This window comes from Actinoallomurus acanthiterrae, from assembly GCF_054775715.1.
Genome location: NZ_BAAHCO010000001.1, coordinates 10,395,543 through 10,417,065 on the forward strand (window position 1 = coordinate 10,395,543; position 21,523 = coordinate 10,417,065).

Below are 21,523 nucleotides of genomic sequence, written 5' to 3' on the forward strand. Positions count from 1 at the left end.
GCGGCCGTGGGGCCCGCGCGCCGGAACCACGAGGGCGAGCGCGCCATTCCGGCCGCATCCGCGAGGCGTTTCAGCCGCCGCCCATGGCAGATGCGAGGGCCGAGATCTCGCTCCCGACCTCGGCTCTTCCAGCCGAGCCGACCTCGGCCCTTCCAGCCGAGTCGACTCCGGTCCTTCCGGCGGAGCCGACTCCGGCGCTTCCAGCCGAGCCGACTCCCGCGCTCCCGGCGGAGCCGACTCGGATCCTTGCGGCGGAGCTAGCTCCGGCGCTTCCGGCGGGCGCGGCGGACGATCGCGGCGGTGCCGATGACGGCGACCGTCGCGCCCGCGGCCGTGGCCATCGTGGCCTCCTTCCGGGCCAGCCGGCGCCCGACCACCGCGTGCCGTCCGGCGACCTCCTCGAGCAGCGCCGTCAGCGCCTCGGCGTTGTCGTACGCCGGTTTCCAGCCCGCCGCGCGCAGCGTCGCGCAGTCAGCCACCCAGGGGTAGACGACGTAGTGCAGGTCGGTGGCCGGCGCCGGGGTGACGCCGATGCGGTGCAGCCGCTGCGCGGTGCCGAAGGTGATCGCCGCCGGGAGCTCGAACCGCCGCCGCCCGGTGACCTCCTCGACGTCGTCCTGTTCGAGCCAGCCTTCGGAGCCGACGGCGAGGCGGCCGCCGATGTCCCCGGTGATCGCGAGCTCGAGCGCGCTGACCAGGTCGTCGACGTGGCAGAACTGCCAGCGCTGGGCGGTGCCCTTCACGGTGAGCAGGCGCGGCGCCTCGAAGTGCCGGGTCACCACGGTGTCGATGCCGGGACCGACCAGCGCGGCGGGCCGCAGGACCGTGACGGTCATGCCGGGGTGCGCCACCGGCGCCATCGCCGCGAGATCCTCGATCTCCAGGAGGTCGCCGACGATCCCGTCGTCGGGCTCGGCGGCGAGCGGGGAGTCCTCCGGAAGCGGCACCGCGTTGTCGGCCTGCGCGCCGTACACCATGGCGCTGGTCACGACGATCACCCGGCGGACCCGGACGGCCGCCGCGGCGGTGATCACGGTCTGCGCGCCGCGGACGTTGTACGCGCGGCGCTCACGGTGATCGGTGTCCGGGGACAGGTCCATGTCGAGGTGGACGATCACGTCGACGTCGGAGATCCGGTTGGCGAGCTGGGGATCGCGGATGTCGACCACGCGCCACGTGATTCCGGACACGTCTCCCCGGTGGTCGTCGAGCCCGACGACCTTCTTGATGTCCCCCGAGTCCGCCAGCCTGGCGACCAGGGCACGTCCGATGCCGTCGGCCGCTCCCGTGACGGCGACGACCGGCCCCGTACTACGCCGTGGGCGAACCTCTCGTGTACTCAAGTCGAGCGAGTCCTCCTAACGCACACCCCCGGCCGTCGACCGGCTAACGTGAAGGTTGTGACCCATTCATCCTGCCTGAGGTCGAGCCTGTGAGCGACATCCCCTTCGGGTTCAACCGCCCGGGAGAGCCCGGCGATGAGAACAATCCCGGAAACCAGGACCCCTTCGGCGCGGGTGGCATGCAGGATTTCGCCGCCATGCTCCACCAGTTCGCCGACATGCTGTCCGGTCAGTCGGCGAGTTCCGGCCCGCTGAACTGGGACTTGGCCAAGGACATCGCCCGGCACGCGGTCGTCGAGCGAGGTGACCCCTCGGTGGTCGACGCCGAGCGCCGTGCGGTCGTCGAGGCACTGCGGCTGGCCGACCTCTGGCTGGACGAGGCGACCACCCTCCCGGCGGGCATCCGTAACCCGCAGGCGTGGAGCCGGTCGGAGTGGATCGAGAACACCCTGCCGGTGTGGTCGAAGGTCTGCGACCCTATCGCCGCGCGGATGGTCGACTCGATGGGCGACGCGATGCCCGACGAGATGAAGGCCGTCGCCGGCCCGCTCGTCGGCATGATGCGGCAGATGTCCGGCGCGATGGTCGGCGGGCAGGCCGGGCAGGCGCTCGGCGGGCTGGCCCTGGAGGTCGTCGGCTCCGCCGACGTCGGGCTGCCGCTGGCCCCCGAGGGCGTCGGCGCGCTGCTGCCGGCCGGGGTGGCGGCGTTCGGTGAGGGCTTGGAGGTGAGCGCCGATGAGGTGCGCGTCTACCTGGCGCTGCGCGAGGCGGCCCACCAGCGGCTGTTCGGGCACGTCCCGTGGCTGCGCGCCCACCTGCTCGGCGCGGTCGAGGACTACGCGCGCGGCATCACCGTGGACCTGTCCAAGATCGAGGAGGCCATCTCCGGGGCCGACCTGACCAACCCCGAGGCCCTGCAGGAGGCGCTCGGCGGCGAGCTCGCGCTCACCCCGGAGGAGACGCCGCAGCAGAAGGCCGCGCTGTCCCGCCTGGAGACCGCGCTGGCCCTGGTCGAGGGCTGGGTCGACACCATCGTCACGGCCGCCGCGGCCGGTCGGCTGCCATCCGCCGACAAGCTCGGCGAGGCGGTTCGCCGCCGCCGCGCGACCGGCGGTCCGGCCGAGCGCACGTTCGCGACGCTCGTCGGCCTGGAGCTGCGGCCCCGGCGGCTGCGGGAGGCGGCCGCCCTGTGGAAGGCCCTGGGCGAGGCGCGCGGCAACGACGGGCGCGACGCCGTGTGGGCGCACCCGGACCTGATGCCGACCGCCGACGACCTGGAGAACCCTCAGGCGTTCGTCGAGGGCGCGGGCGCCGACTTCGACATCTCCCAGTTCACCGAGCGGGAGGACGACGACTCCGACGGCTCCGGCGAGGACTCCCCGGGCTCACGCGACTGACCCGCTGAACCGGACGGCGCCGGTTCCGGCATGCCTTCGGCGGCCTCGGCGCCGCCCGGACGTACCCGGCGCGCGGCCACACGACACCGCACGCCGACGCATGAGGTGACGATGACACTGCACGCCGACGCCGTACGCGCGCTGTCGGACTGGGACGCGCCCGACGCCGGGCAGGACCTGCTGCGCGAGGACTTCCTCGCGCACCTGTCGGCGCACGAGAACGCCATGTGGCGCGAATGCGTGCCCGGTCACCTGACGGCCAGCACGATCGTGCTCGACCCGTCCGGCGAGCGCGTGCTGCTGACCCTGCACCCCAAGGCGGGCCTGTGGCTGCAGCTGGGCGGCCACTGCGAACCGCGGGACACCACCATCTCCGACGTCGCGCTGCGCGAGGCGACCGAGGAGTCGGGCATCGACGGCCTGCGCCTGCTGCCCGGCCCGGTGCACCTGGACCGGCACCGGGTCTGGTGCCACGGCGGGTCGTACCACCTCGACGTGCAGTACGTCGCTGTCGCCCCGGCCGGCGCACGAGAGCGGATCAGCGAGGAGTCCGACGACCTGCGCTGGTTCCCGGTCGACGCGCTCCCCGACGAGACCGACGACGCCCTGCGCCGTCTGGTCGCCCACACCCGCCGGCAGGGCATCAGCTGAGGATCAGCGCGACGAAGATGAGGCAGGCGATCACGTTGACCAGCCAGCTGTGGGAGTCCAGCCAGTCGCGGACCTTCGGCATGGCGTGCTCCGCGCGGCGGCGGAAGACGAGGTAGGCCAGCAGCGGCAGCGCGGCGATCACCAGGGTGGCCGCCACGAACGGCACCGCGTCGACCAGGCCCGCGTTGCTCCGCTTCAGATCGAGCCCGACGGTCAGCAGGACGATGAGGTCGGAGGGCATGGCGAGGATCACGAGCAGGCCGGTCGCCAGGGCCCGCAGGGGCGTCGCCGTCAGCAGGGTCGTGAGCCAGCGCGGCGGCTCGGCGGTCGCGCGCCCCAGGTAGTTCTTCACCGCCAGCAGGAGCAGGAGAAGGACGAGGATCAGCTCGATGATCCGGCCGACCCCGCCCTTGTGCTGCGAGTCGCCCATCGAGACCGCGGATCCCAGCAGCTCGGCGACGCCTCGCATGACGGCCACCCCGGCCACCGTCGCCGCCAGCACCCCGGCCAGGAACGCCAGCGACAGCCGGATCGGCCTCCCGGCCGTCACGAAGATGATCGCCGAGATGATCTGCGGCCCCGCCATCATGGTGATCGCGAGGGGCAGGACGTGAATGGTCATGGTCTCCGGACGTCGTTCCGCCTCGTCCCAGGGCCGCCCATGCCGTCGGATGGAGCCTTACCCGTCGTACGGGCGGCTCACCCCGGACGCACCGCTTCCCCCTTGCACCGGATCGCCGAGGTTCCGGGCGTACGCCGGAGATATCGCTCTCCTCACTTCCGTCCGCCCGTGCGAAGATCTCCATTGATGTCCTCGGGCGGTGGAGGAGTCATGGCGCGACTGGTCCTGTCCCCCAAGATCCTCGACGGCCTCGACTTCGGCGCGCCGTCCGCCGAGCGCGACATCGGGCGCGGCCTGGAGAAGTGCTTCGTCGAGTCCGCCGCGTACCACCGCGTCCACTCCGGCGCCAAGACGGTGCTGCTCGGCAACCGCGGGTCGGGCAAGAGCGCCATCTTCCAGGTGGTCGCCAAGCGCGAGCGCACCGCGGGCAACCGGGTCATCGAGCTGTCCCCGGAGGACTACTCGTACGAACTGCTCAGCTCGACGATGGCCGCCGAGAACGCCGGGTCGTGGGCCAAGCACGGCGCGTACGCCGCCGCCTGGAAGTACCTCCTCTACGTCCTGGTCATGAAGGAGATCGCCCGGAAGGGCATGAGGCTGGCGAAGGGAGCGGGCGCGGAGATCCACGGATACATCCGCAACAACCACGCCAACGTCCAGATGGGCCGGTTGTCGGTCCTCGTCTCGTACCTCAAACGGCTGGAGAACATCAAGCTCGGCCCGATCGAGGCCGGCGCGAAGACCCGGGAGCTGGACCGGCTCTACAAGCTCGAGGAGATCAACTCCCTGCTGCCCGCGCTGAGGAAGGTCCTCGACAAACAGCGCGTCACCATCGTGGTCGACGAGCTGGACCGCGGCTGGGACTCCTCCGAGGACGCGAAGGCGTTCGTGGCCGGGCTGTTCCAGGCCTGCGTCTCCGTCAACGCGCTGCACCGGAACCTGTCGGTGTACATCTCCCTGCGGCGGGAGCTGTACGACGACATCCCGGCCCTGTACGAGGACGCGCAGAAGTACCGGGACCTGCTCGAGACGATCCGGTGGAGCGAGGACTCCCTCCTCGAACTCATCGCCAAGCGCATCCGGTACTCCGCGCGGGAGATGGGCTACGACGCGCAGGTCCTCGACCGCGCCGACGACCTGACGTGCTGGAACGCCGTGTTCGCCCCGCTTCCCGGAGCGCCGGAGGACAGCTCGTTCCGCTATGTCGCCGACCGCACCCTCTACCGGCCGCGCGAGATCATCGAGTTCTGCACGACGGTGCTCGAGGTCGCCCGGGACCGTACGCCGACCCTTCCGCTGCCGTACGAGGCGATCCGCTTGGCCGAGCGCGGCTACTCCGAGGAGCGCACCAAGGACATCGCCGCGGAGTACCGCTTCCAGTACCCGGGCCTGCTCGGCGTGTTCGAGGTGTTCCGCGGGCGGGACCACGCCTTCGAACGGGAGGACCTGCAGCTGCTGTGCCTGGAGCTGGTGCTGGGCGAGATCCCGACGAACGGCGCCTCCTCCTGGCTGCCGCTCTGTGACCCGGACGGCCTGATCGAGATCCTCTGGCAGACGGGTTTCCTCACCGCCCAGCCCGTCGGGGACTCCGACGCGGACGGCGGCCAGAGGGCGTTCATCGGCGTCCACCAGGTGCAACACCTCAACCTCGCCGCGGTGCAGCGTTTCCAGGTGCACCCGATGTTCCGCGCCTACCTCGGCGTCCAGCGCCGCAACGGCGATTAGAGCTCCGCCGTACGGTGATGATCCCTGCCTCGCCGGCATCGAGGACAGGGACGGGCATGGAGGACATCGCGCAACCGTACGGACCGCTCGTGGAGACCACACTGCGGGTGGTCACCTGGAACATCTGGGGTCGTTATGGGCCCTGGGAACGTCGCGAAGGAGCCATCCGCGCGACCCTCGCGAAGCACGATCCGGACATCGTCGCGCTGGTCGAGGCGTGGGGCGGGCAGGAGAAGCGGTTCGGAATGCCACACCACGTCTTCGGCGGAGACGTGCTGGTCGACGGGGTGCCCGCCGGGATCGCCGTGCTGTCCCGCTGGCCGATCACTCGCCAGGAGTGGCGCAGGTTCTCCGGCTCGGGCGAGACCGGCGGCGACGTGCTGTACACCGAGATCGACGGGCCGCGCGGCCCCGTGCGGCTCTGCCTGGCCGCGCTCGCGTGGCGGCTGGAGGACGGTGCCGTGCGCCAGGTGCAGGTACGGGAGATCGGCGCCCTCATCGCCGGGACGCAGGACCGCCGGCACCCGACGATCCTGTGCGGCGACTTCAACGCCGACCCCGACAGCGACGAGATCCGGATGCTGACCGGCAAGCGCGAGACGGCAGCGCCGGACCTGGTCTTCTACGACGCCTGGGCCACGGCCGGTACGGGTGGCCCCGGGTACACCTGGGCGCGCACCAACTCCTGGGCGGTGCCCCTGCTGTGGCCCGACCGCCGGATCGACTACGTGTTCTCCGCCTGGCCGCGGCCCGGCGGCGCCGGCCATCCCGTGCACTGCGAGGTCATCGGCACCGAGCCGGTGGACGGCGTCCTGCCGTCGGACCACTACGGCGTCCTCGCCGACCTCCGCTACTGAGCCACTACCGGCGTCGTCACCGCCGGTCGGGGGGCGCCACGAACCGCCTTCGCCTTTCTCCGCCTCGAAGGCGGGGCGTGGACGGTGGGCCACCGGATCGCGGCCCGCGGCCGGGCGGTCGCGTATCGGTCAGCGCCCTTCGAGGGTCCAGGCCGCGATGCGTTCGTGGATGAGGTCGATCTGGTCCCAGGCCTGCCGACAGGTCGCCCGGAGCCGGGGGAACTCCGAGGGGGGCAGGTCGGCCAGCCGGTGCCGCCCGATCCGACGGTGATCGTCGTCCGCCACGGCGTGCAGGGCGAAGAAGTCGTCCTCGCCGGCGTCCGGTCCGTGAATGTCGGCGGCGGCCGCCCCGAACAGGTGACCGCTGGTCTCGACGACCATGTGCACCAGGACGACCTTCTGCGCCTCGTCCAGCTGGTACATCTGCGCCACGAACCAGGTGCAGGCGGCCTCGAGAACCGGGTCGTCGACCTCGGTGGTGACGCCGTAGTGGCCGCGCGGCAGCCACACGTACAGCGCGGCCACGAAACGGGCACGCAGGCGCTGCGGGAAGGCCGTCGGCTCAGGCAGGAAGGCCATCGGCTCAGACGGGGAGGCCGGTGTTCCAGTCGAGCAGGCGCGTCAGGTCGTCGTCAGTGCGGACCGCGGATGGGCGAGAACCCTGTCCGGCCCCGCCGGGTCGCGGCGTGCGGGCGCCGGTCATGCGGGCGCTGGCGGCGATGTTCTCGTCGGTGCGTGGCCGGCGCAGTCGTTCGTACGCCTCCAGCGCCGTGTCCATCGTGTCCGCGTCGCGCAGCGCCTTGGCGAGGACGACCGCGTCCTCGAGCGCCATCGACGCGCCCTGGCCCGTCGCCGGGGACGCGGCGTGGGCGGCGTCCCCGATGATCAGCATCCGGCGGGTGTGCCACCGCCCGACGGCCGGGAGGTCGTGGGCGTTCGTCGCCATGAGGCGGTCGCCGGTCGCGGCGACGATGTCCGCGGCGGGCGTGGCGTCGGGCCGCAGCAGCGGAACGAGCTCCTGCTTCCACCGCTCGGCCGTGCCCGCCTCGATCGCCTCGGCGGGCAGCTCCTCATCGGTGACGCGGGCGAACCAGTACGTCTCTCCGGCCGGCGACACGGCGTAGCCGAACGCGGCGGCGCCGCCCCGGACCATCTCGAACGTCTCCGGCCGCGCCGAGCCCGGCGTGTGGGCCGCGTACCCGTAGAAGACGCGCTGGCCGGCGTAGCGCCGCGGACCCGCGGCGGGGTCGATCAGCGTCCGCACGGTGGAGTTCAGCCCGTCCGCGCCGATCAGCAGATCGCCGTGGGCGGTGTCACCGTCGCCGAATCGCGCCGAGACTCCGGTCTCGTCCTCGGCGGCGGAGATCAGCCGCTTCCCGTGACGGACCGGGATCCCCCTGCGCAGCACCTCCGACCGCAGCTCCGCGCACAGCTCCGCGCGGAGCAGGCAGCGGTACCTGGTCAGCGGAGCGCCGTGATCCCCCATCGGCCGGACGGCGACCTCGGCTCCCGCGGCATCGACCAGGCGCAACGTGGTGAGCGGGAACCCGGCGTCGGCGACTGGGCTCGCGGCGTCGACCTGTGCGAGCGCGAGCATCCCGTTGCTCGCGAGTGTCAGGAACGCGCCGATGTCCGCGTCGGCGTCCGGATGCGCCTCGTACACGGTGACCGCGAACCCGGCCTTGTCGAGCGCGAGCGCCGCCGCCAGCCCGCCTATGCCCCCGCCGACGATCAGAACCGATGTCATCCCCGTATCCCGTCCCCGCCCGACACGCACGGCTCCATGATCGCTCATTGAGCCGCATCGAGCAGGGCACGGGTCGGATCCCGAAAGTCGGTGTTAACGTCCGGTTACGCATTGCGGAACATTTCGCCGATAACCGTAGAATCTTCGCATGGAGTTCGGACGGCAGCTGTTCGAGGAAACGATGCGTGACCTGCAGTCACGTGTCCGTGACGCGTCTCGCGCCCAGGAGGCCCTGCAGGACCTCTCGGTTCAGGTGGAGAGCGAGGATGGACTCGTCAGCATGACCGTGGGACCGCCCGGCCGCATCCGGGAACTGCGGTTCGACCCGCGCGCCAAACGACTCGACCTCGGAACGCTCGCCGAGCGGATCACAGAGATGGTCAACAACGCCTCCGACATCCTCGCGGAGGAGCAGTCCCGGCAGATTCAGTCGCTGATGCCGGACTTCGCCGCAGATGAGATCATGGCGGACTTCATGCGGATGAACGCCCCTCGCGACGCTCGCTGACCGCTCCGGGACGACGACCGCGGAGCGATCCACGACCGACGTGGATCGCGACCACCGCGAAGAAGACCAGGACGAGGAAGGCGAAGGCGTTCGAGATCCAGTCGTGGCTCCCGGGGCGGTAGGCCGTTCGGGCGTTCGGCCGCAGCCGCACCGGGATCCGTTCGCCGGCCGCCCGGCCGCGCACCGAGTCCAGCCGTAGCGTTACGCCGGGGACCGAGGATCCGCCGCCATCGAAAACGAACGTCCCCGCGCACGTCATCGTGGGCCGGTCCCCGCCGGACGGATGCGAGGTCCGGCACCGCGCGACGGTCAGCGTCCCCGCCCGGCCAGGGTTCCCCCACGGGCCGGGCGTCGTGCTCACCGTCCAGACGCCGAACCATCCCGCCGCCGCCAGCAGGACGACGCCGCCGGCCAGGGCGACGGCACCGGCCGCCCGGGGGACGGTGCGGACACGCCCCTGCTCTGTACCGGGACCGCCGTCATCCGGCCGGCCCGGCCCGCGACTCACGGCCCCGACCTGCCGGACCCGATCGGCCCCTTCGCGGGGTTCTTCGCCATGCGGGTGCCGTGAATGATCAGCTTGTCGACCTCCTGCTGCCAGGTCGGCAACCACTCGTCGGGCCGCTTGCCCTGTTCCATGTTGCCGACCACCGTGTAGACGTTCGAGCCGACCATCCGTCCGCCGAACCTCACCACCCGCTGCCCGGCTCCGCTCGACATGAACCGTCCCAGCGGGCCCACCCTGCCGGCGGCGCCGACGGTCAGGTCGGAGGCGGCGTCGAAGGCGAAGTTCGCGCCGACGGCCTGCACGAACTGCACACCATTCGCCTTCAGCGAGTACGGGTCGTACCCGATCATCTTCTTGGCGTCGTCGTCGTAGTCCCCGAAGCGGTCCATCACGCCGAAGACCCCCATCTGCAGCAGTTGCTGTCCCGCGGCGTAACCGATGCTGTCGAACAGGTACTCGAGGAGCCTGATCATGATCCGCTGGAACAGCGTCCGCTGCGCCACCGCCTGAATAGCCGCCCGGTCGCGGATGACCGCGAGCTCCGCCAGCGTGCCCATCCACCCGGTGATCCACCCGTAGGCGATCGTGAAGAGGATGTTGAGGTAGGTCTGGATGGCCAGGACGGTGAGCACGAACCGCATCTTGTCCACCGCGTCGGCATAGCCGTTGCACACCGTCTGGATTCGGCGGCAGTACGCGGCGAGCTCGTGCGGGTACGGCGCGAACTCATTGCCCCAGAACTTCTTGAACGCCTCGAACCCGGGCCCGAAATTGTGCGACAAGATGTCCGAGGCCATCGGGTCGGCGGCCCTGATGCTCGCCTCGATGCGATCGGCGATCTGTCCCCAGATGACAGCGGCCTCTCGCGCCTTGCCGGAGTCCCCCTTCGGCATCTCCACGCCGCCGATCCACCAGAGGATCTCCTCGACGGTCACTTCGGCACCTTCGGGAGGGAGACGATGATGTTCCACTCGCCGGTGTCGACGTTGTCGGCCATCTGCACCAGGCGCGCGGCGATCTCCTGGTAGGCCGTCACGGCGGCGAGCGCGTCGGTCAGCGCGCCATCGTGACGGTCACGGTATCCCGGCCGTCCCTCGGCGCCGTCGTAGAAGGTCCGACCGGCTTCATCGTCGCCCCAGAAGTTCCCCAGGCCCTCCAGTGACCGTACGAGGCCCACGAGATCGGTCGCCAGGTCGGTGCCCTCCTTGCCGATCCTTTCGGCCTGCCGTTTGAGGCCGGCGGAATGGATCTTCATGTCCGGCGCGGACGGCCGCGGACCGGGCGTAGGGGACTTCGACGGCGCCGGACGCGTCGGCGTGGCGCTCGGGGACGGGATCGGAGCCGGTGGAGCGTACGTCGGCGTCGGGGTCAGGGTGGGTGACGGAGTGGGCGATCCGGTCGGCGACGGGCTCGCGGACGGCGTCGTGCTCGGCGGCGGCGTCGTGCTCGGCGGCGGTGTCGTGCTCGGCGGCGAAGTCGGAGTGGGGGATCCGGTCGGCGAGGGGGTACCGGTCGGAGTCGGGACGGGTGTCGCGGACTCCGTCGAGGTGGGTTCTGGCCCTGGCCTCTCGGTCGGTGACGTGGACATCCGATCATTATCCCGTCCACCTCGTACGGTGGGCGAAACCGGTCATTTCACTGCTGTTCCAATTCAGTTTCCGCAGTGTTAATGCTCAGGCGAGCAGTCCCCTGCCGGTGATGAGGGGCAGGTCGAGGGCGGTCAGCAGGCCGGGGCCGGCCTCGACGACGGTGGGGACGGCGTTGACGAGGCGCATCGCGGTGGCCTTCAGTCCCGCCGTGTTGTGGTCGCCGTCGCTGCCGAGGAGCTGCAGGTCGACGGTGTAGTTCGGCTCGCCGCGCACCTCGACGCGGTAGCAGCCCTTGCCCGCGGGCTGCGGCCAGTCGGGGGCGAGGTCGTCGCGCAGGCGGGTGACGTGCTCCAGCACGATGACCGGACGGCCCCCGCGCATGCCGCGGACCTCGAAGCGCAGCGCGGCGGCGGTGCCCTTCTCGATACGGCCCGCGTCGACGTCGAACGCCTCCGGAGCGGGCAGGCGCGTGTGCCACTCCTCCAGGCCGTCCAGCTCGACGTCGAGCCCGGCGGCGAGCTGGCGTACGACGCTGCCCCAGGCGAGGGACAGGACACCCGGCTGGAGCAGCATCGGCGGGTCGTCCATCGGACCGCCGAAGCCCATGATGTCGAACAGCACCGTGGCCTGGTCGTACGTCGCGTAGTTGAGGATCTCCAGGCAGCGGACCTCGGTGATGCGCTCGCTGATGCTCGTGACGGTCAGCGGGAGCCAGTCGTTGGCGAAGCCGGGGTCGACGCCGTTCACCCAGATCGACGCGCCGCCGTCGAGGGCGGCCTGCCGGATCGGCGAGCCCATCGCCTCGTCGGGGAACTGCAGGAACACCGGGCTGCTGGAGACGACGTTCACGCCCGCGCGGAGGATGCGCTGCAGGTCGTCGAGGGCCTCGGCGAGCCGTACGTCCGCCATGGAGGTGTAGACGACGCAGTTGGGGCGGAGCGCGAGGACGGCGTCGGCGTCGTTCGTGGCGGTGACGCCCAGCGGCTGGAGGCCGGCGAGCTCCCCGGCGTCGCGGCCGACCTTGGCCGGGTTGGAGACCCACACGCCGGCGAGTTCGAGGTCGGGACGCGCGGTGATGCCGATCAGGGCGTTGCGGCCGACGTTCCCGGTGCCCCACAGCACCACGCGATAGGTCATGCGCCTACTCCTCAGGTCACAGGTCGGGGAGGCCGAGGTCCAGGGTCGGCTGGTCGGTGCCGCCGTCGACCTCCAGGACGCGGCCGGTGACGAACGCGCCCGCCGGCGAGGCCAGGTAGAGCACGGTCGCGGCGATCTCCTCCGGGTCGCCGATGCGGCGGAGCGGGGTGTTGTTCTCCATGGTCGTCCGCAGCCCGTCGTCGCTCGTCACGATCTCCAGGGCGGAGGTGGCGACCGAGCCGGCGGCGATGGCGTTGACGCGGACGCGCGGCGCCAGGTCGCTCGCTGCCAGCCGGGTGTAGTGCGCGAGGGCCGCCTTGGCCGTGCCGTAGGCCAGGAAGCCGCGGCCGGTGATGCGGCCCATCACGGAGGAGATGTTGACGATCGAGCCCTCGGTCATGTGCGGCACGGCCGCGCGGTTCAGGGCGTGCGCGATCCCGACGTTGAAGTGGAAGGCGTCGGCCAGGAACTCATGCGAGGTGTCGAGGAAGGCGCGGGGCATCGTGCCGCCGACGTTGTTGACGACCACGTCGATGCGGCCGAAGGCGTCCATCGCCGAGGCTGCCAGCCCGGCGGCCGCCGTCAGGTCGGTCAGGTCGGCGGGGACGACCACGGCACGCCGCCCCGCGTCCTCGATCTCGCGGGCGACCTTGCGGAGCTGGTCCTCGCTGCGGGCCGAGATGAGCACGTCGGCGCCGGCCTGGGCCAGGGCCACCGCGGTCGCGGCCCCGATCCCGCGCCCGGCACCCGTGACGATGGCGGCCCGGTCGGTCAGGCGAAAACGGTCCAGGATCACGACGCGAGCCTAAGCAGAACTAGAACACGTTTCAATAGTCCGCCAATCGATGCCAGATCGGCAAACTTTCCGGCTCGGCATCTTTTCCGGCTCGGAAAGATCCGGTACGGTGGTCGCATGGCCGCCGATGAGACGGCTCCCCTGGGGTTGCGGGAGCGCAAGAAGCAGGAGACGCGGGCCGCGCTGAGCTGGGCGACGATCCGACTGAGCGTCGAACACGGGTGGGACGGCGTGACGGTGGAGGACATCGCCGCGGAGGCGAACGTGTCCGTACGCACCTTCCGCAACTACTTCTCCAGCAAGGCCGAGGCGTTCGTCGCCCGGCATCTCGACCGCATGCTGCACGTCGCGGACGACCTGCGCGCCCGCCCCGCGGACGAGCCCCTGCCCGAGGCGATCAGGCACGCGTTGCTGGCACGCTTCGCGCCCGAGCCCGGAGACGACCGGTCACCACGGAGCCGGGAGTGGCTCGACCAGTGGGTCAAGGCCATCCGCCTCATGATCACCGAGCCGGACGTGCAGGGCGAGTTCCTCAAGGCCAGCGTGATCGTTCAGAAGGAGCTGGCCGAGGCGATCGCCGAGCGCACCGGCACGGACGCGACCCGGGACCTCTATCCCACCCTCGTCGCCGGCGCGACCGGCGCTGCCACCACGGCCGCCATGGACCAGTGGCTGCGCTCCGACCCGACAGTCCCGGTCAGCGCGCTCCTGAACGACGCGCTCGACCGGCTCTGGGCCGGCCTGCCCGTCCCCTGATCCCAGCCCTGCATCAGCCCCGCGTGCTCCGGAAGCCGCCGGGCCATTCCGTCATGCCTTCTCACCAGGAAGAACACAATGATCAACGACGTCGTCATCGCCGGAGGCGGGCCCAACGGGCTCATGCTGGCCTGTGAGCTCAGCCTCGCCGGAGTACACCCGATCGTGCTCGAGCGGCTGCCGGAGCCGAGCCGGGAGCCCCGCGCCAACGGCCTGGTCGGCCAGGTCGTGCGCATGCTCGACCGCCGGGGCCTGTACGAGCGCCTCAGCGGGAGCGAGGTACCGCCGCGGCCGACGCCCGCGTACATCTTCGGCGCGCTGCGCCTGGACCTGGCGATGCTGGAGGACAACCCGATCTCCCTACTGCCGGTGCCGCAGGTGCGCATCACCCAGGTTCTGGCCGAGCGCGCCGCCGAGCTCGGGGTGGAGATCCGGCACGGTCACGAGCTCGTCGACCTCGACCAGGACGATGAGGCGGTGACCGCCACCGTCGCGGGCCCGGACGGCTCCTACCGGATCAGAGCCCGCTACCTCGTCGGCGCGGACGGCGGGCACAGTGTGACGCGCAAGCGGTCCGGCATCGACTTCCCGGGCGTCACCAGGGACGACACCGTCTCCCGCACCGTGAACGCCTACCCGCCGGCCGCCTGGGTGGATCCCGCGGCCGGGACGCTCGACGTCCCCGGCTACGGGGTCATTCCCCTGGTCATGCACCACCGCACCGAGCGCGGCATGTTCGCCTTCGCGCCGCTCCCGGGGCGGGAGCCGCTGGTCACCACCATGGAGTGGGGCGGACCGGAAGACGGCGACCGGCCGATGAGCCTGGAGGAGATGCGGGAGAGCATCCGCCGGGTTCTCGGCGTCGACATGCCGCTCAGCCCGCCGAACGGTGACGGGCCCCACCTGCTGCGGCGGTTGACGGGCGGCAACACGCGGCTGGCCGAGCGGTTCCGCGACCGGCGGGTCTTCCTCGTCGGCGACGCCGCGCACGTGCACTCCGCGATCGGCGGGCCCGGGCTCAACCTCGGCCTGCAGGACACCGTCAACCTCGGCTGGAAGCTGGCGTCCGAGGTCCTCGGGCACGCCCCGCCCGGACTGCTCGACACGTACGAGACCGAGCGGCGCCCCGTGGCCGAGCGCGTGGTCATGCACACGCAGGCGCAGTCCGCGCTCATCGCGCCCGGCGGCGAGGTGACCGCGCTGCGCGAGCTGTTCACCGAGCTGCTCCGCGACCAGAGCACCGTGCAGCGCGTCGCGGACCTGATGGCGGGCGCGGACATCCGGTACGACATGGGGGTACCGGACGCGCATCCCCTGGTCGGACGGTGGGCGCCGGATCTCGTGGTGCGCACCGAGACCGGGACGGTCCGGCTGGCGGAGCTGACCCGGGCCGCCCGACCGCTCCTGCTGGACCTGACGGAGGACGCCTCCCTCGTACGGGCCCTGTCCCCGTGGGGCGATCGGATCGACCTCGTCGCCGCGCGCCCGCACGGTCCCGAGCCGTCGGCCACCGCGCTGCTGCTCCGGCCGGACGGCTACGTCGCCTGGGCGGGCGACATGGAGGCGGAGGGTCTCGAGGCGGCCGTACGGCGGTGGTTCGCACTCTGAGATGCCTCTGGGAAGTGCTTCTTACGCTGACGCCGTCCGTAAATGATCTTCCGGGAGCCCCCGCCGGGCGGGGGCTCCCGCTCCGTACGGGGCCAGGCCCGGCGTGATCAGCGCCAGAGCACGGCGAACTGCGTCCGGCTCGTGCACCTCGTCTTCCGGAGCACATTGCTGATGTGCTTCTTGACGGTGTCCACCGTCACGTGGAGATGTTCGGCGATCTCCTGATTGGTCAGACCCGTGGCGACGAGATCGGCGATCTGCAGTTCACGCTGGGTGAGAGGCTCATGGTCCAGGGCACGGGAATCGCCGGAGAAATACTGCCGGAGCGACGGGATCAGCAATCGCCCGAGTTGGTATGAGATCAGCCTTTCCCGGAGCCCCGCATATCGGCTGCCCGCGAACGGAATGGTCAGCGTCGCGTGATCGACCGGGCACGCCGGGATGAGGACCTTCACCATTTCATGGCCTTCTCGCGGCGCCGAGGTCGGAGGGAAGGCGTTCTTCAGGTGCCAGCGGGCGATGAACTCCTCGACGAAGGCGCGCGGGAAACGGCCGTGCGGCCGTCCATCCCGCCCCTCGCCGCACACCGTGGTGCCGTCCGACCGCCCGACCACGAATGCGTGCGGCCAAGCGAAATGACGCGCCAAAGAGTCCAATAGTCGGTTACAGAGGTCCGGACCGCTGGTCGCCTCGACCACGCTGTCCAGAACATGGAATATGCGGCGGAAATCGTCGATTCCCAGACCATCATCGCAAGCCGGCAGTATCGTCATCGCGCCCCCGAAGGTGCACCGGGAAGACAGGTCTACGTCCGGTCAAGTTGATCAACAACCAACGTTAACCCACAACGACGATCATGGCGAGAAACTTGACGATCTTTTGGGAATTCGCCCGCTCCCGTACCGGCTGCGGCACCGGTACGGCGGCCACCGCGACGGCGATCCGGCCACGACGGGAACGGCCGCCTTCCACTTTTGGGCCATGACATAAGAGGCGGCCAAACTTAACATCGGCAGGGCCGCCGCCGGAGACACCGGCCGGCGGAGCGCAGCCACTCCCCACCGGGACGCGCCTCGATCATGGGAGGTTTCGTCATGCAGCACGACACCATCGGCAGCGGTCAGGCACTCGACCTCATCGTCGGCGACCTGGAGAAGGACATCCCCACCGGCGACTCCGCCGTGGTCAGCACCTGCTTCCGGACCGAGTACTGCATCTGATCTGGCACGACCACCTGCCTTGAAGGGATTCGTCATGCAGCACGACACCGTCCTCGCCGGCAGTGAGCAGGCACTCGATCTCGTCGTCGGCGACCTCGAGAAGGACATCCCCACCGGCGACTCCGCCGCGATCAGCACCTGCCACCGCATCTACTGCATCTGAGCCGGCTCGAGCAGCGCCTCGATGGCGCCGGGCGCGGAGCGGAACGGCGGCACGACGCCCGGCGCCGGGACCACCAGAGGGTTGCGCGTATGACCGACGTCCTGTGGGCTCCCGTGGCGTCGTCGGAGACCCCGGAGCCAGGCACACTCGATCTCTCCCCCGCCGTACGAAGGGTCATCGCCGCCGTACGCGCCGGCACGGCGGGCGGCATGTTCCCTCCCGTGGCCCGGAGGCACCCCGAGGGCGTCCTCGCGGTCGACCGGCACCTGGCCGGTGACGCCGACGCACGGCTTCTCGCACGCGCCTTCGGCGAGGCGCGGTTCGCCCCGGTGCTCGACCTGCTCGACCGCATCGACGCCTGGTGCCGGCCGGCGGCGGGCCGCCTCGCCGCGGTCATCGCGCCGGACGTGCTGAGCGTGACCAACGCCGAACTGTTCGGCCCCGTCGTCGCGGAGGCGTTCACGCTCTGCGCCGCCAGGCGGGGGACCGACGTCGTTCCCGGGCGGTGGGCGTGGTTCGCCGCGTTCCTGGACCTGTTCGGCGAGCGGCTCGAGGGGGATCTGCGCGGGTCGTGGTTCGAGGAGCCGGAGTTCGCGCCTCCGGTCACCGCGTTGTGGGCGCACGACGCGGAGACGCACAACGGAGGTGCGCGCGTGCTCCGCCTCCGGATGGAGGGCGGCGGGCGTGTCGCCTACAAAGCACGGCCGACGGGCGGCGAGGCGCTGTTCCTGGCCGAGTGCCGGACCGGCGAGGGCGGCTTCCCCGAAGGCCCGCCCACGTCGGTGTTCGCGTTGCTGAACGAGCTGCCGCCCGCGTCCGGCGAGATCCGCCTGCCGGTCCTGCGCTGCCGAAGCGACGGGGACCGTGCCCATTCCTGGCAGGAGTGGATCGAACCGCCCGCGCAGTGGGGCACGATCCGCCGATCCGAGGACGACGACCTCCGTCTCGACGGGACGCTCCTGGATCCGGCCGAGGCGCCGCGCTTCTGGCATCGTGCCGGTTCGCTGACCGCGGCCTGTTTCGGCTTCGGGATCGGCGACCTCGGCGAGGGCAACATCCTGGCCGGCGCGCGCGCCGCCGCCGACGAGCCGTTGCTGTACCCGGTCGATCTGGAGGTCTTCTTCGCGCCCGTCGCGCGGCTGTACGACACCGGCCTGGTGCCGGACACCCTCCACGGCGGCACCCACCACGCGGGGCTGGAGAACGTCGCCCGCTGGTGCGGCGTGGACGGCCCGGCGGCCTGCTTCCTCCCGGCGCCCGGAGGCGGGCTGCGGCTGGTCCTCCCCCGTGAACCGTTCGCGCGCGCACGGACGCGCTCGGTCGTCGCCGACCGGCTGGGGAACACCGGATACGGCCGGTACCTGCCCGCGTTCCTGCGCGGCATGTTCGACGCGTGGACGCTGATGTGCGTGCACCGCGACCGGGTCCGGCGTGTCCTCGCGGACGCGAGTGCCGGGCGGTTCGTCCGGGTCCTCACCAGGCCGACCGCCGAGTACGCCGAGGCGCTGAACTCCTGGCCGCCGGCCGGTGAGAACGTCTTCGGCCGGGAGGAACTCGAGCAGCTGGCCCGGCTCGACGTCCCCTACTTCTTCCGCGCGGCCGACGGCGGACCGTTGCTCGTCGTCGACCCGCCGTCCTCCGTCCGCGAGGTGGAGTCCACGATCGGCGAGCTCCGGCCACCGGCGGTGCGCGGTGGTGAGAACCTCGACCTCGCCGGCCTCGGCGTCGCCCTCCGGGACGCCGTCGAGCACGTCTTCGGGGACGTCGCCGAGCACACCGTCTCCGACTCCCGGTACGGCGTCCGGCTGCGCCTGTCCGGGCCGGACGCCGGCGAGGTCGGATTCGACTGGCCGCAGGCCGGCCGCCGGGTCACCTATTCCTGGGATCGGGCGAAGGTCCGGCTGCGGCTCGATCCGCTGGAGACGCCGCCCACGCCCGCGGACGCCGCAGAGGAGATCCGCCGCCGGCTCCTGCGGCTCGACCGTGTCGACGCGGCGTTGCGGAGCCGGTGGGCCGACGACGGATTCGCCGACACCGCGCTCGACGAACGGCTGGCCGCGCTCACCGGCACGGCCATGACCTGGTTGCGCGACGTCGTGGCGCGGTACGGCTGGCCCGGCGAGACCCTCGTGGGGCGATCGGCGGCCGGGGCGGCGTGCCGTCTCGTCCAGCACGCCGACGGGCCCCGCGACTTCCAGGACCGCTGCCTCGCCCTCATCCGCCGTGCCGCGACGGTCGGCGACGTGCCCTGGCGGCAGGTCGCGTACGTGACGGACGCGCTGTGCGTCCGTGACGGCCGGCCGCAGCTCTTCGGCACCAAGTTCCGCGCCGTCGAGGGCAGGCTCGAGCCCTTTCCCATCGAACGACCCGAACTGGTCGACGAGCGCCGGAGACGCATGGGCATGGAGCCGCTGAACCGTTACGCGGCGCGCCTGCGGCGACGCTTCCCGCTCACCGGGACAGAGGAAGGCAGGGCCTCGTGACCACCGATGCGACCTCCGACGCGACCGATGCGACCGCCGATGACGGCGCCGTGGACTGGGACGCCCTCGCGGACCGTCACTGGGACAGGACCCCCGTCGTCCTGCCCGGGCGGGAAGAGGAACCCCCGGTGGACGCGGGCCGCGCCTTCGACGTGGTCGTCGCCGCCGCCGCGCCCTTCCGCGCCGGCACGAGGTTCCGCGCGCTGCCGGACGTGCGGTTCTTCACCGCCGCCGGCCGGATCCGCGCTCCCGGCGACCGGCTTCCCTGCCCGGACGACCCGACGGTGGATCACTATCTGAAACGCCTCGACGGCGAGCCGAGCCTGCTCGGCGTCGAGCAGCCGCTGATGCTGGACTTCGCCCTCTGGTCCCGGATACGCGATCTGATCCGGCCGTTGTGGCAGCGGGTGGGGTTCCCCGTGCTGCCCGTCGTGGCGGAGCTGACGGTCGGCGACGGCCTCGGCCGGGACGGCGGCGCGGCCACGCACGCGGTTCTGACCTGGGTGCTCCGTGGGCACATGGAGGTCCGGGTGGAGGACGGCGCCGAGACGCTGCGGGTCCGGCCGGGAGATCTGCTCTATCGGCCTGGCCACCGGTGCCGGGAGAGCCACGAGAACGGCTGTCTCGCGCTCCACCTCCGGATCCCGATGGATCCGCGCCTGCCGACCGCGGCGGTGACCGGCCTGATCGCCGACCTTCTGCAGGCGCGGCGCGCCGACGGCGGGCGGGTGCCGTACCTGCCGTTCCCGCCGCCACGCGACCCCGACGGCGTGGTCACGCCGATCGCGCCGCTGGTCTCCGCGGGTGAGGAGCTGAGCGGCGCGGCCGGCGACCCCGAGCTGAACCGCGTCCTGCGCGTCCAGTGGGCGCGGCGGGTCAGCGCCTGCGGCCTCGAACCCGTCCCCGAGCCGGGCGCGCCCGCCGCGCTGACGCCGGATCATCTGATCCGGCTCACCGGCGAGGTCATCCGCATGCCGGACGGGCCCGGTGCCGCGCTCTGGGCGGTCAACGGTCACGTGTTCGCCGTGCGCGGGACGTCGGCCGACGGTCTCCTCGACCGGCTGCGGACCCCGGTCACCGTCGGCGAGCTGACCGCAGGCGGCGACGGCCTCCTCCCGCTTCTGCACAGGCTGTCCGCCCTGCGCGGCATCGAGGTCCTGGAAGGCTCATGCTGACGATCGAGAAGAGCTTCGACTGGGCGACGTTCGCCGCCCGCTACTGGGACCGGCGGCCCGTCCTCTACAAAGCGGTCCTCGACAAAGCCGTCCACGACAAGGCCGTTCTGGACGAGGCCGTCGTGTCGGCGCCGTTCGCCGAGACGGAGGTGTTCCGCGCCGCCGTACGCGCGTCGCAGCCGCCTCACACGACGGTGCAGTTCACCGTCGAGCGGTCGCAGCGGCCGGATCCGGGCGATCTCCTGCCGCGGGGCGACGACGGGTCCTTCGACGGGTACGACGCGCGGCTGACCGCCCGGCTGGGCGGCCGGCGCTACGCGCTGATCGTCAACGGCTTCCACTCTTTCGACCCCGGGCTGTGGACGCGCGAGCGCGCGTTCTACGCGGGCCTGTGGGAACAGGTCGGCCTGCCGCTGACCGGGGCGATCACCACGCTGTTCCACGGCACGTACGAGCACAGCCCGGTCGGTGTGCACAAGGACCGCTTCGCGACCTTCATGTTCGGGCTCCGGGGGCGCAAGCGCATGCGCTTCTGGACGGAACGGCCGTGGTCCGAGCCGGTGTCCACAGTCCTGGACTACCAGCCGTACGTTCCGGAGTCCTTCGCGGCCGAGGTCGAACCCGGGGACCTGCTGTACTGGCCGGCGAGCTACTACCACGTCGGGGAGAGCGGCGGGAGCGGACCCGCCACCAGCGTGAACGTCGGGGTGCCCCGCGAGGAGCACCATGCCGAATACGACCTGCAGGACGTCCTCGTCGGCGTCGGCGCGGCGCTCATGGGCGGCCGCGACGGCGCGCGCCGCCTGCCGCCGGTGGACGCAGCGCTGACCGCTCCCGGCCCGGACGGCACCGGCCGGCTCGCGCCGGACCTCCCTCCTGCGCTGCGGCACGCCGTCCCGGCGGTTCCCGCGGACCGGGTCGGTGAGGTGTCGCTCCGCCGCTGGACGGCCTGCGGGTTCGAGCCCGTCCCGGCACCGGCGCCGCACCGTCCGGTCCGCGACGACACGGTCGTGCGCGGGGACGCGAGGTTCCCGGTGCTGTGGGACGGCGGCGGCATATGCGCCGTCAACGGGCACGCGGTCCGCACGCCGTTCTCCCCACGCGAGCTGCGGACGATCCTGTCGCCGCTGGCCTCTGGTGACCCGGTGCGCGTGGGCGACCTGCCCGGCGGCGACGAGACACGACGGCTGCTCACGGCCTTGGAGGGCTTCCGCGGCATCACGCGCGTCGAGTGACCC

Annotated in this window: 23 protein-coding genes; 13 read left to right on the plus strand and 10 right to left on the minus strand. The window is 71.7% G+C overall.

The window, feature by feature from the left end; genetic code table 11:
• Window positions 1-257: 257 nt before the first annotated feature.
• Entirely contained in the window at window positions 258-1,343 is a 1,086-nt protein-coding gene (locus ACYVF7_RS49025) for an NAD-dependent epimerase/dehydratase family protein (RefSeq protein WP_460353323.1), read from the minus strand.
• Between the two features lie 89 nt (window positions 1,344-1,432).
• Between ACYVF7_RS49025 and ACYVF7_RS49030 the strand changes: the two genes are divergently transcribed.
• Window positions 1,433-2,740 carry a zinc-dependent metalloprotease gene (locus ACYVF7_RS49030; RefSeq protein ID WP_460353326.1) on the plus strand — a complete coding sequence of 436 codons (1,308 nt, stop codon included), beginning with the start codon at window positions 1,433-1,435 and terminating at the stop codon, window positions 2,738-2,740.
• A 111-nt stretch (window positions 2,741-2,851) separates the two neighbouring features.
• Window positions 2,852-3,391 (plus strand): NUDIX hydrolase, encoded by a 540-nt coding sequence (locus ACYVF7_RS49035; protein WP_460353328.1) that lies wholly within the window; start codon window positions 2,852-2,854, stop codon window positions 3,389-3,391.
• Here ACYVF7_RS49035 and ACYVF7_RS49040 read toward each other — a convergent pair.
• On the minus strand, window positions 3,384-4,013 hold the full coding sequence (locus ACYVF7_RS49040; protein ID WP_460353331.1) for a GAP family protein: 630 nt from the start codon (window positions 4,011-4,013) through the stop codon (window positions 3,384-3,386). The two genes, ACYVF7_RS49035 and ACYVF7_RS49040, sit on opposite strands and share 8 nt — an antisense overlap.
• A gap of 210 nt (window positions 4,014-4,223) precedes the next feature.
• Between ACYVF7_RS49040 and ACYVF7_RS49045 the strand changes: the two genes are divergently transcribed.
• Together ACYVF7_RS49045 and ACYVF7_RS49050 are read left to right on the plus strand one after the other, a co-directional pair.
• On the plus strand, window positions 4,224-5,738 hold the full coding sequence (locus tag ACYVF7_RS49045; RefSeq protein WP_460353333.1) for a P-loop ATPase, Sll1717 family: 1,515 nt from the start codon (window positions 4,224-4,226) through the stop codon (window positions 5,736-5,738).
• A 56-nt stretch (window positions 5,739-5,794) separates the two neighbouring features.
• A complete protein-coding gene (locus ACYVF7_RS49050; protein WP_460353335.1) occupies window positions 5,795-6,595 on the plus strand; it encodes an endonuclease/exonuclease/phosphatase family protein in 801 nt (266 codons plus the stop codon).
• Window positions 6,596-6,724: 129 nt separating this feature from the next.
• On the opposite strand, the gene ACYVF7_RS49055 is transcribed toward ACYVF7_RS49050, so the two are convergent.
• Window positions 6,725-7,174: a hypothetical protein gene (locus ACYVF7_RS49055; RefSeq protein WP_460353337.1), complete on the minus strand. Its 450-nt coding sequence runs from the start codon at window positions 7,172-7,174 to the stop codon at window positions 6,725-6,727.
• Between the two features lie 4 nt (window positions 7,175-7,178).
• Window positions 7,179-8,342: an FAD-dependent monooxygenase gene (locus tag ACYVF7_RS49060; RefSeq protein ID WP_460353339.1), complete on the minus strand. Its 1,164-nt coding sequence runs from the start codon at window positions 8,340-8,342 to the stop codon at window positions 7,179-7,181.
• Between the two features lie 148 nt (window positions 8,343-8,490).
• Between ACYVF7_RS49060 and ACYVF7_RS49065 the strand changes: the two genes are divergently transcribed.
• Complete coding sequence (locus ACYVF7_RS49065) at window positions 8,491-8,850, plus strand: YbaB/EbfC family nucleoid-associated protein (protein WP_460353342.1); 360 nt, start codon at window positions 8,491-8,493, stop codon at window positions 8,848-8,850.
• Here the strand turns inward: ACYVF7_RS49065 and ACYVF7_RS49070 are convergent.
• From ACYVF7_RS49070 to ACYVF7_RS49080, 3 genes are read right to left on the minus strand one after another with little or no spacing between them, the layout of a single operon-like run.
• On the minus strand, window positions 8,816-9,358 hold the full coding sequence (locus ACYVF7_RS49070; protein ID WP_460353345.1) for a hypothetical protein: 543 nt from the start codon (window positions 9,356-9,358) through the stop codon (window positions 8,816-8,818). The genes ACYVF7_RS49065 and ACYVF7_RS49070 overlap by 35 nt on opposite strands.
• A complete protein-coding gene (locus ACYVF7_RS49075; RefSeq protein WP_460353347.1) occupies window positions 9,355-10,293 on the minus strand; it encodes a hypothetical protein in 939 nt (312 codons plus the stop codon). Before ACYVF7_RS49075 ends, ACYVF7_RS49070 begins: the two co-directional genes overlap by 4 nt.
• Window positions 10,290-10,613, minus strand: coding sequence for a hypothetical protein (locus ACYVF7_RS49080; protein ID WP_460353349.1), 324 nt, complete (start codon window positions 10,611-10,613; stop codon window positions 10,290-10,292). Before ACYVF7_RS49080 ends, ACYVF7_RS49075 begins: the two co-directional genes overlap by 4 nt.
• 130 nt (window positions 10,614-10,743) lie before the next feature.
• Between ACYVF7_RS49080 and ACYVF7_RS49085 the strand changes: the two genes are divergently transcribed.
• On the plus strand, window positions 10,744-11,028 hold the full coding sequence (locus ACYVF7_RS49085; RefSeq protein WP_460353351.1) for a hypothetical protein: 285 nt from the start codon (window positions 10,744-10,746) through the stop codon (window positions 11,026-11,028).
• Window positions 11,029-11,031: 3 nt separating this feature from the next.
• Here ACYVF7_RS49085 and ACYVF7_RS49090 read toward each other — a convergent pair whose 3' ends face one another.
• Together ACYVF7_RS49090 and ACYVF7_RS49095 are read right to left on the minus strand one after the other, a co-directional pair.
• On the minus strand, window positions 11,032-12,084 hold the full coding sequence (locus ACYVF7_RS49090; RefSeq protein WP_460353353.1) for an NAD(P)H-dependent amine dehydrogenase family protein: 1,053 nt from the start codon (window positions 12,082-12,084) through the stop codon (window positions 11,032-11,034).
• A gap of 16 nt (window positions 12,085-12,100) precedes the next feature.
• Entirely contained in the window at window positions 12,101-12,880 is a 780-nt protein-coding gene (locus ACYVF7_RS49095) for an SDR family oxidoreductase (protein ID WP_460353355.1), read from the minus strand.
• Window positions 12,881-12,997: 117 nt separating this feature from the next.
• Between ACYVF7_RS49095 and ACYVF7_RS49100 the strand changes: the two genes are divergently transcribed.
• Both ACYVF7_RS49100 and ACYVF7_RS49105 read left to right on the plus strand, forming a co-directional pair.
• Complete coding sequence (locus tag ACYVF7_RS49100) at window positions 12,998-13,636, plus strand: TetR/AcrR family transcriptional regulator (RefSeq protein WP_460353358.1); 639 nt, start codon at window positions 12,998-13,000, stop codon at window positions 13,634-13,636.
• 78 nt (window positions 13,637-13,714) lie between these two features.
• Entirely contained in the window at window positions 13,715-15,244 is a 1,530-nt protein-coding gene (locus ACYVF7_RS49105) for an FAD-dependent monooxygenase (RefSeq protein ID WP_460353360.1), read from the plus strand.
• Window positions 15,245-15,351: 107 nt separating this feature from the next.
• On the opposite strand, the gene ACYVF7_RS49110 is transcribed toward ACYVF7_RS49105, so the two are convergent.
• Window positions 15,352-16,017 carry a helix-turn-helix transcriptional regulator gene (locus ACYVF7_RS49110; RefSeq protein WP_460353362.1) on the minus strand — a complete coding sequence of 222 codons (666 nt, stop codon included), beginning with the start codon at window positions 16,015-16,017 and terminating at the stop codon, window positions 15,352-15,354.
• A gap of 321 nt (window positions 16,018-16,338) precedes the next feature.
• Between ACYVF7_RS49110 and ACYVF7_RS49115 the strand changes: the two genes are divergently transcribed.
• The 5 genes from ACYVF7_RS49115 (at window position 16,339) to ACYVF7_RS49135 (ending at window position 21,520) form a co-directional block, all read left to right on the plus strand.
• Window positions 16,339-16,464 (plus strand): hypothetical protein, encoded by a 126-nt coding sequence (locus tag ACYVF7_RS49115; RefSeq protein WP_460353364.1) that lies wholly within the window; start codon window positions 16,339-16,341, stop codon window positions 16,462-16,464.
• A gap of 34 nt (window positions 16,465-16,498) precedes the next feature.
• Window positions 16,499-16,627, plus strand: coding sequence for a hypothetical protein (locus ACYVF7_RS49120; protein WP_460353367.1), 129 nt, complete (start codon window positions 16,499-16,501; stop codon window positions 16,625-16,627).
• Window positions 16,628-16,716: 89 nt separating this feature from the next.
• Window positions 16,717-19,110 (plus strand): DUF6624 domain-containing protein, encoded by a 2,394-nt coding sequence (locus ACYVF7_RS49125; protein WP_460353369.1) that lies wholly within the window; start codon window positions 16,717-16,719, stop codon window positions 19,108-19,110.
• Window positions 19,107-20,285, plus strand: a complete 1,179-nt coding sequence (locus ACYVF7_RS49130; protein ID WP_460353371.1) for a hypothetical protein — start codon at window positions 19,107-19,109, stop codon at window positions 20,283-20,285. The genes ACYVF7_RS49125 and ACYVF7_RS49130 overlap by 4 nt, the downstream gene beginning before the upstream one ends.
• Entirely contained in the window at window positions 20,279-21,520 is a 1,242-nt protein-coding gene (locus ACYVF7_RS49135) for a JmjC domain-containing protein (RefSeq protein WP_460353373.1), read from the plus strand. Before ACYVF7_RS49130 ends, ACYVF7_RS49135 begins: the two co-directional genes overlap by 7 nt.
• Window positions 21,521-21,523 lie beyond the last annotated feature (3 nt).

Coding starts and splice junctions, on each gene's coding strand:
- ACYVF7_RS49105 (WP_460353360.1), top strand. CDS start 13,715: ATGATCAACGACGTCGTCATCGCCGGAGGCGGGCCCAACGGGCTCATG.
- ACYVF7_RS49135 (WP_460353373.1), top strand. CDS start 20,279: ATGCTGACGATCGAGAAGAGCTTCGACTGGGCGACGTTCGCCGCCCGC.
- ACYVF7_RS49035 (WP_460353328.1), top strand. CDS start 2,852: ATGACACTGCACGCCGACGCCGTACGCGCGCTGTCGGACTGGGACGCG.
- ACYVF7_RS49050 (WP_460353335.1), top strand. CDS start 5,795: ATGGAGGACATCGCGCAACCGTACGGACCGCTCGTGGAGACCACACTG.
- ACYVF7_RS49110 (WP_460353362.1), bottom strand. CDS start 16,017: ATGACGATACTGCCGGCTTGCGATGATGGTCTGGGAATCGACGATTTC.
- ACYVF7_RS49100 (WP_460353358.1), top strand. CDS start 12,998: ATGGCCGCCGATGAGACGGCTCCCCTGGGGTTGCGGGAGCGCAAGAAG.
- ACYVF7_RS49055 (WP_460353337.1), bottom strand. CDS start 7,174: ATGGCCTTCCTGCCTGAGCCGACGGCCTTCCCGCAGCGCCTGCGTGCC.
- ACYVF7_RS49120 (WP_460353367.1), top strand. CDS start 16,499: ATGCAGCACGACACCGTCCTCGCCGGCAGTGAGCAGGCACTCGATCTC.
- ACYVF7_RS49125 (WP_460353369.1), top strand. CDS start 16,717: ATGACCGACGTCCTGTGGGCTCCCGTGGCGTCGTCGGAGACCCCGGAG.
- ACYVF7_RS49090 (WP_460353353.1), bottom strand. CDS start 12,084: ATGACCTATCGCGTGGTGCTGTGGGGCACCGGGAACGTCGGCCGCAAC.
- ACYVF7_RS49060 (WP_460353339.1), bottom strand. CDS start 8,342: ATGACATCGGTTCTGATCGTCGGCGGGGGCATAGGCGGGCTGGCGGCG.
- ACYVF7_RS49115 (WP_460353364.1), top strand. CDS start 16,339: ATGCAGCACGACACCATCGGCAGCGGTCAGGCACTCGACCTCATCGTC.
- ACYVF7_RS49045 (WP_460353333.1), top strand. CDS start 4,224: ATGGCGCGACTGGTCCTGTCCCCCAAGATCCTCGACGGCCTCGACTTC.
- ACYVF7_RS49040 (WP_460353331.1), bottom strand. CDS start 4,013: ATGACCATTCACGTCCTGCCCCTCGCGATCACCATGATGGCGGGGCCG.
- ACYVF7_RS49065 (WP_460353342.1), top strand. CDS start 8,491: ATGGAGTTCGGACGGCAGCTGTTCGAGGAAACGATGCGTGACCTGCAG.
- ACYVF7_RS49080 (WP_460353349.1), bottom strand. CDS start 10,613: ATGAAGATCCATTCCGCCGGCCTCAAACGGCAGGCCGAAAGGATCGGC.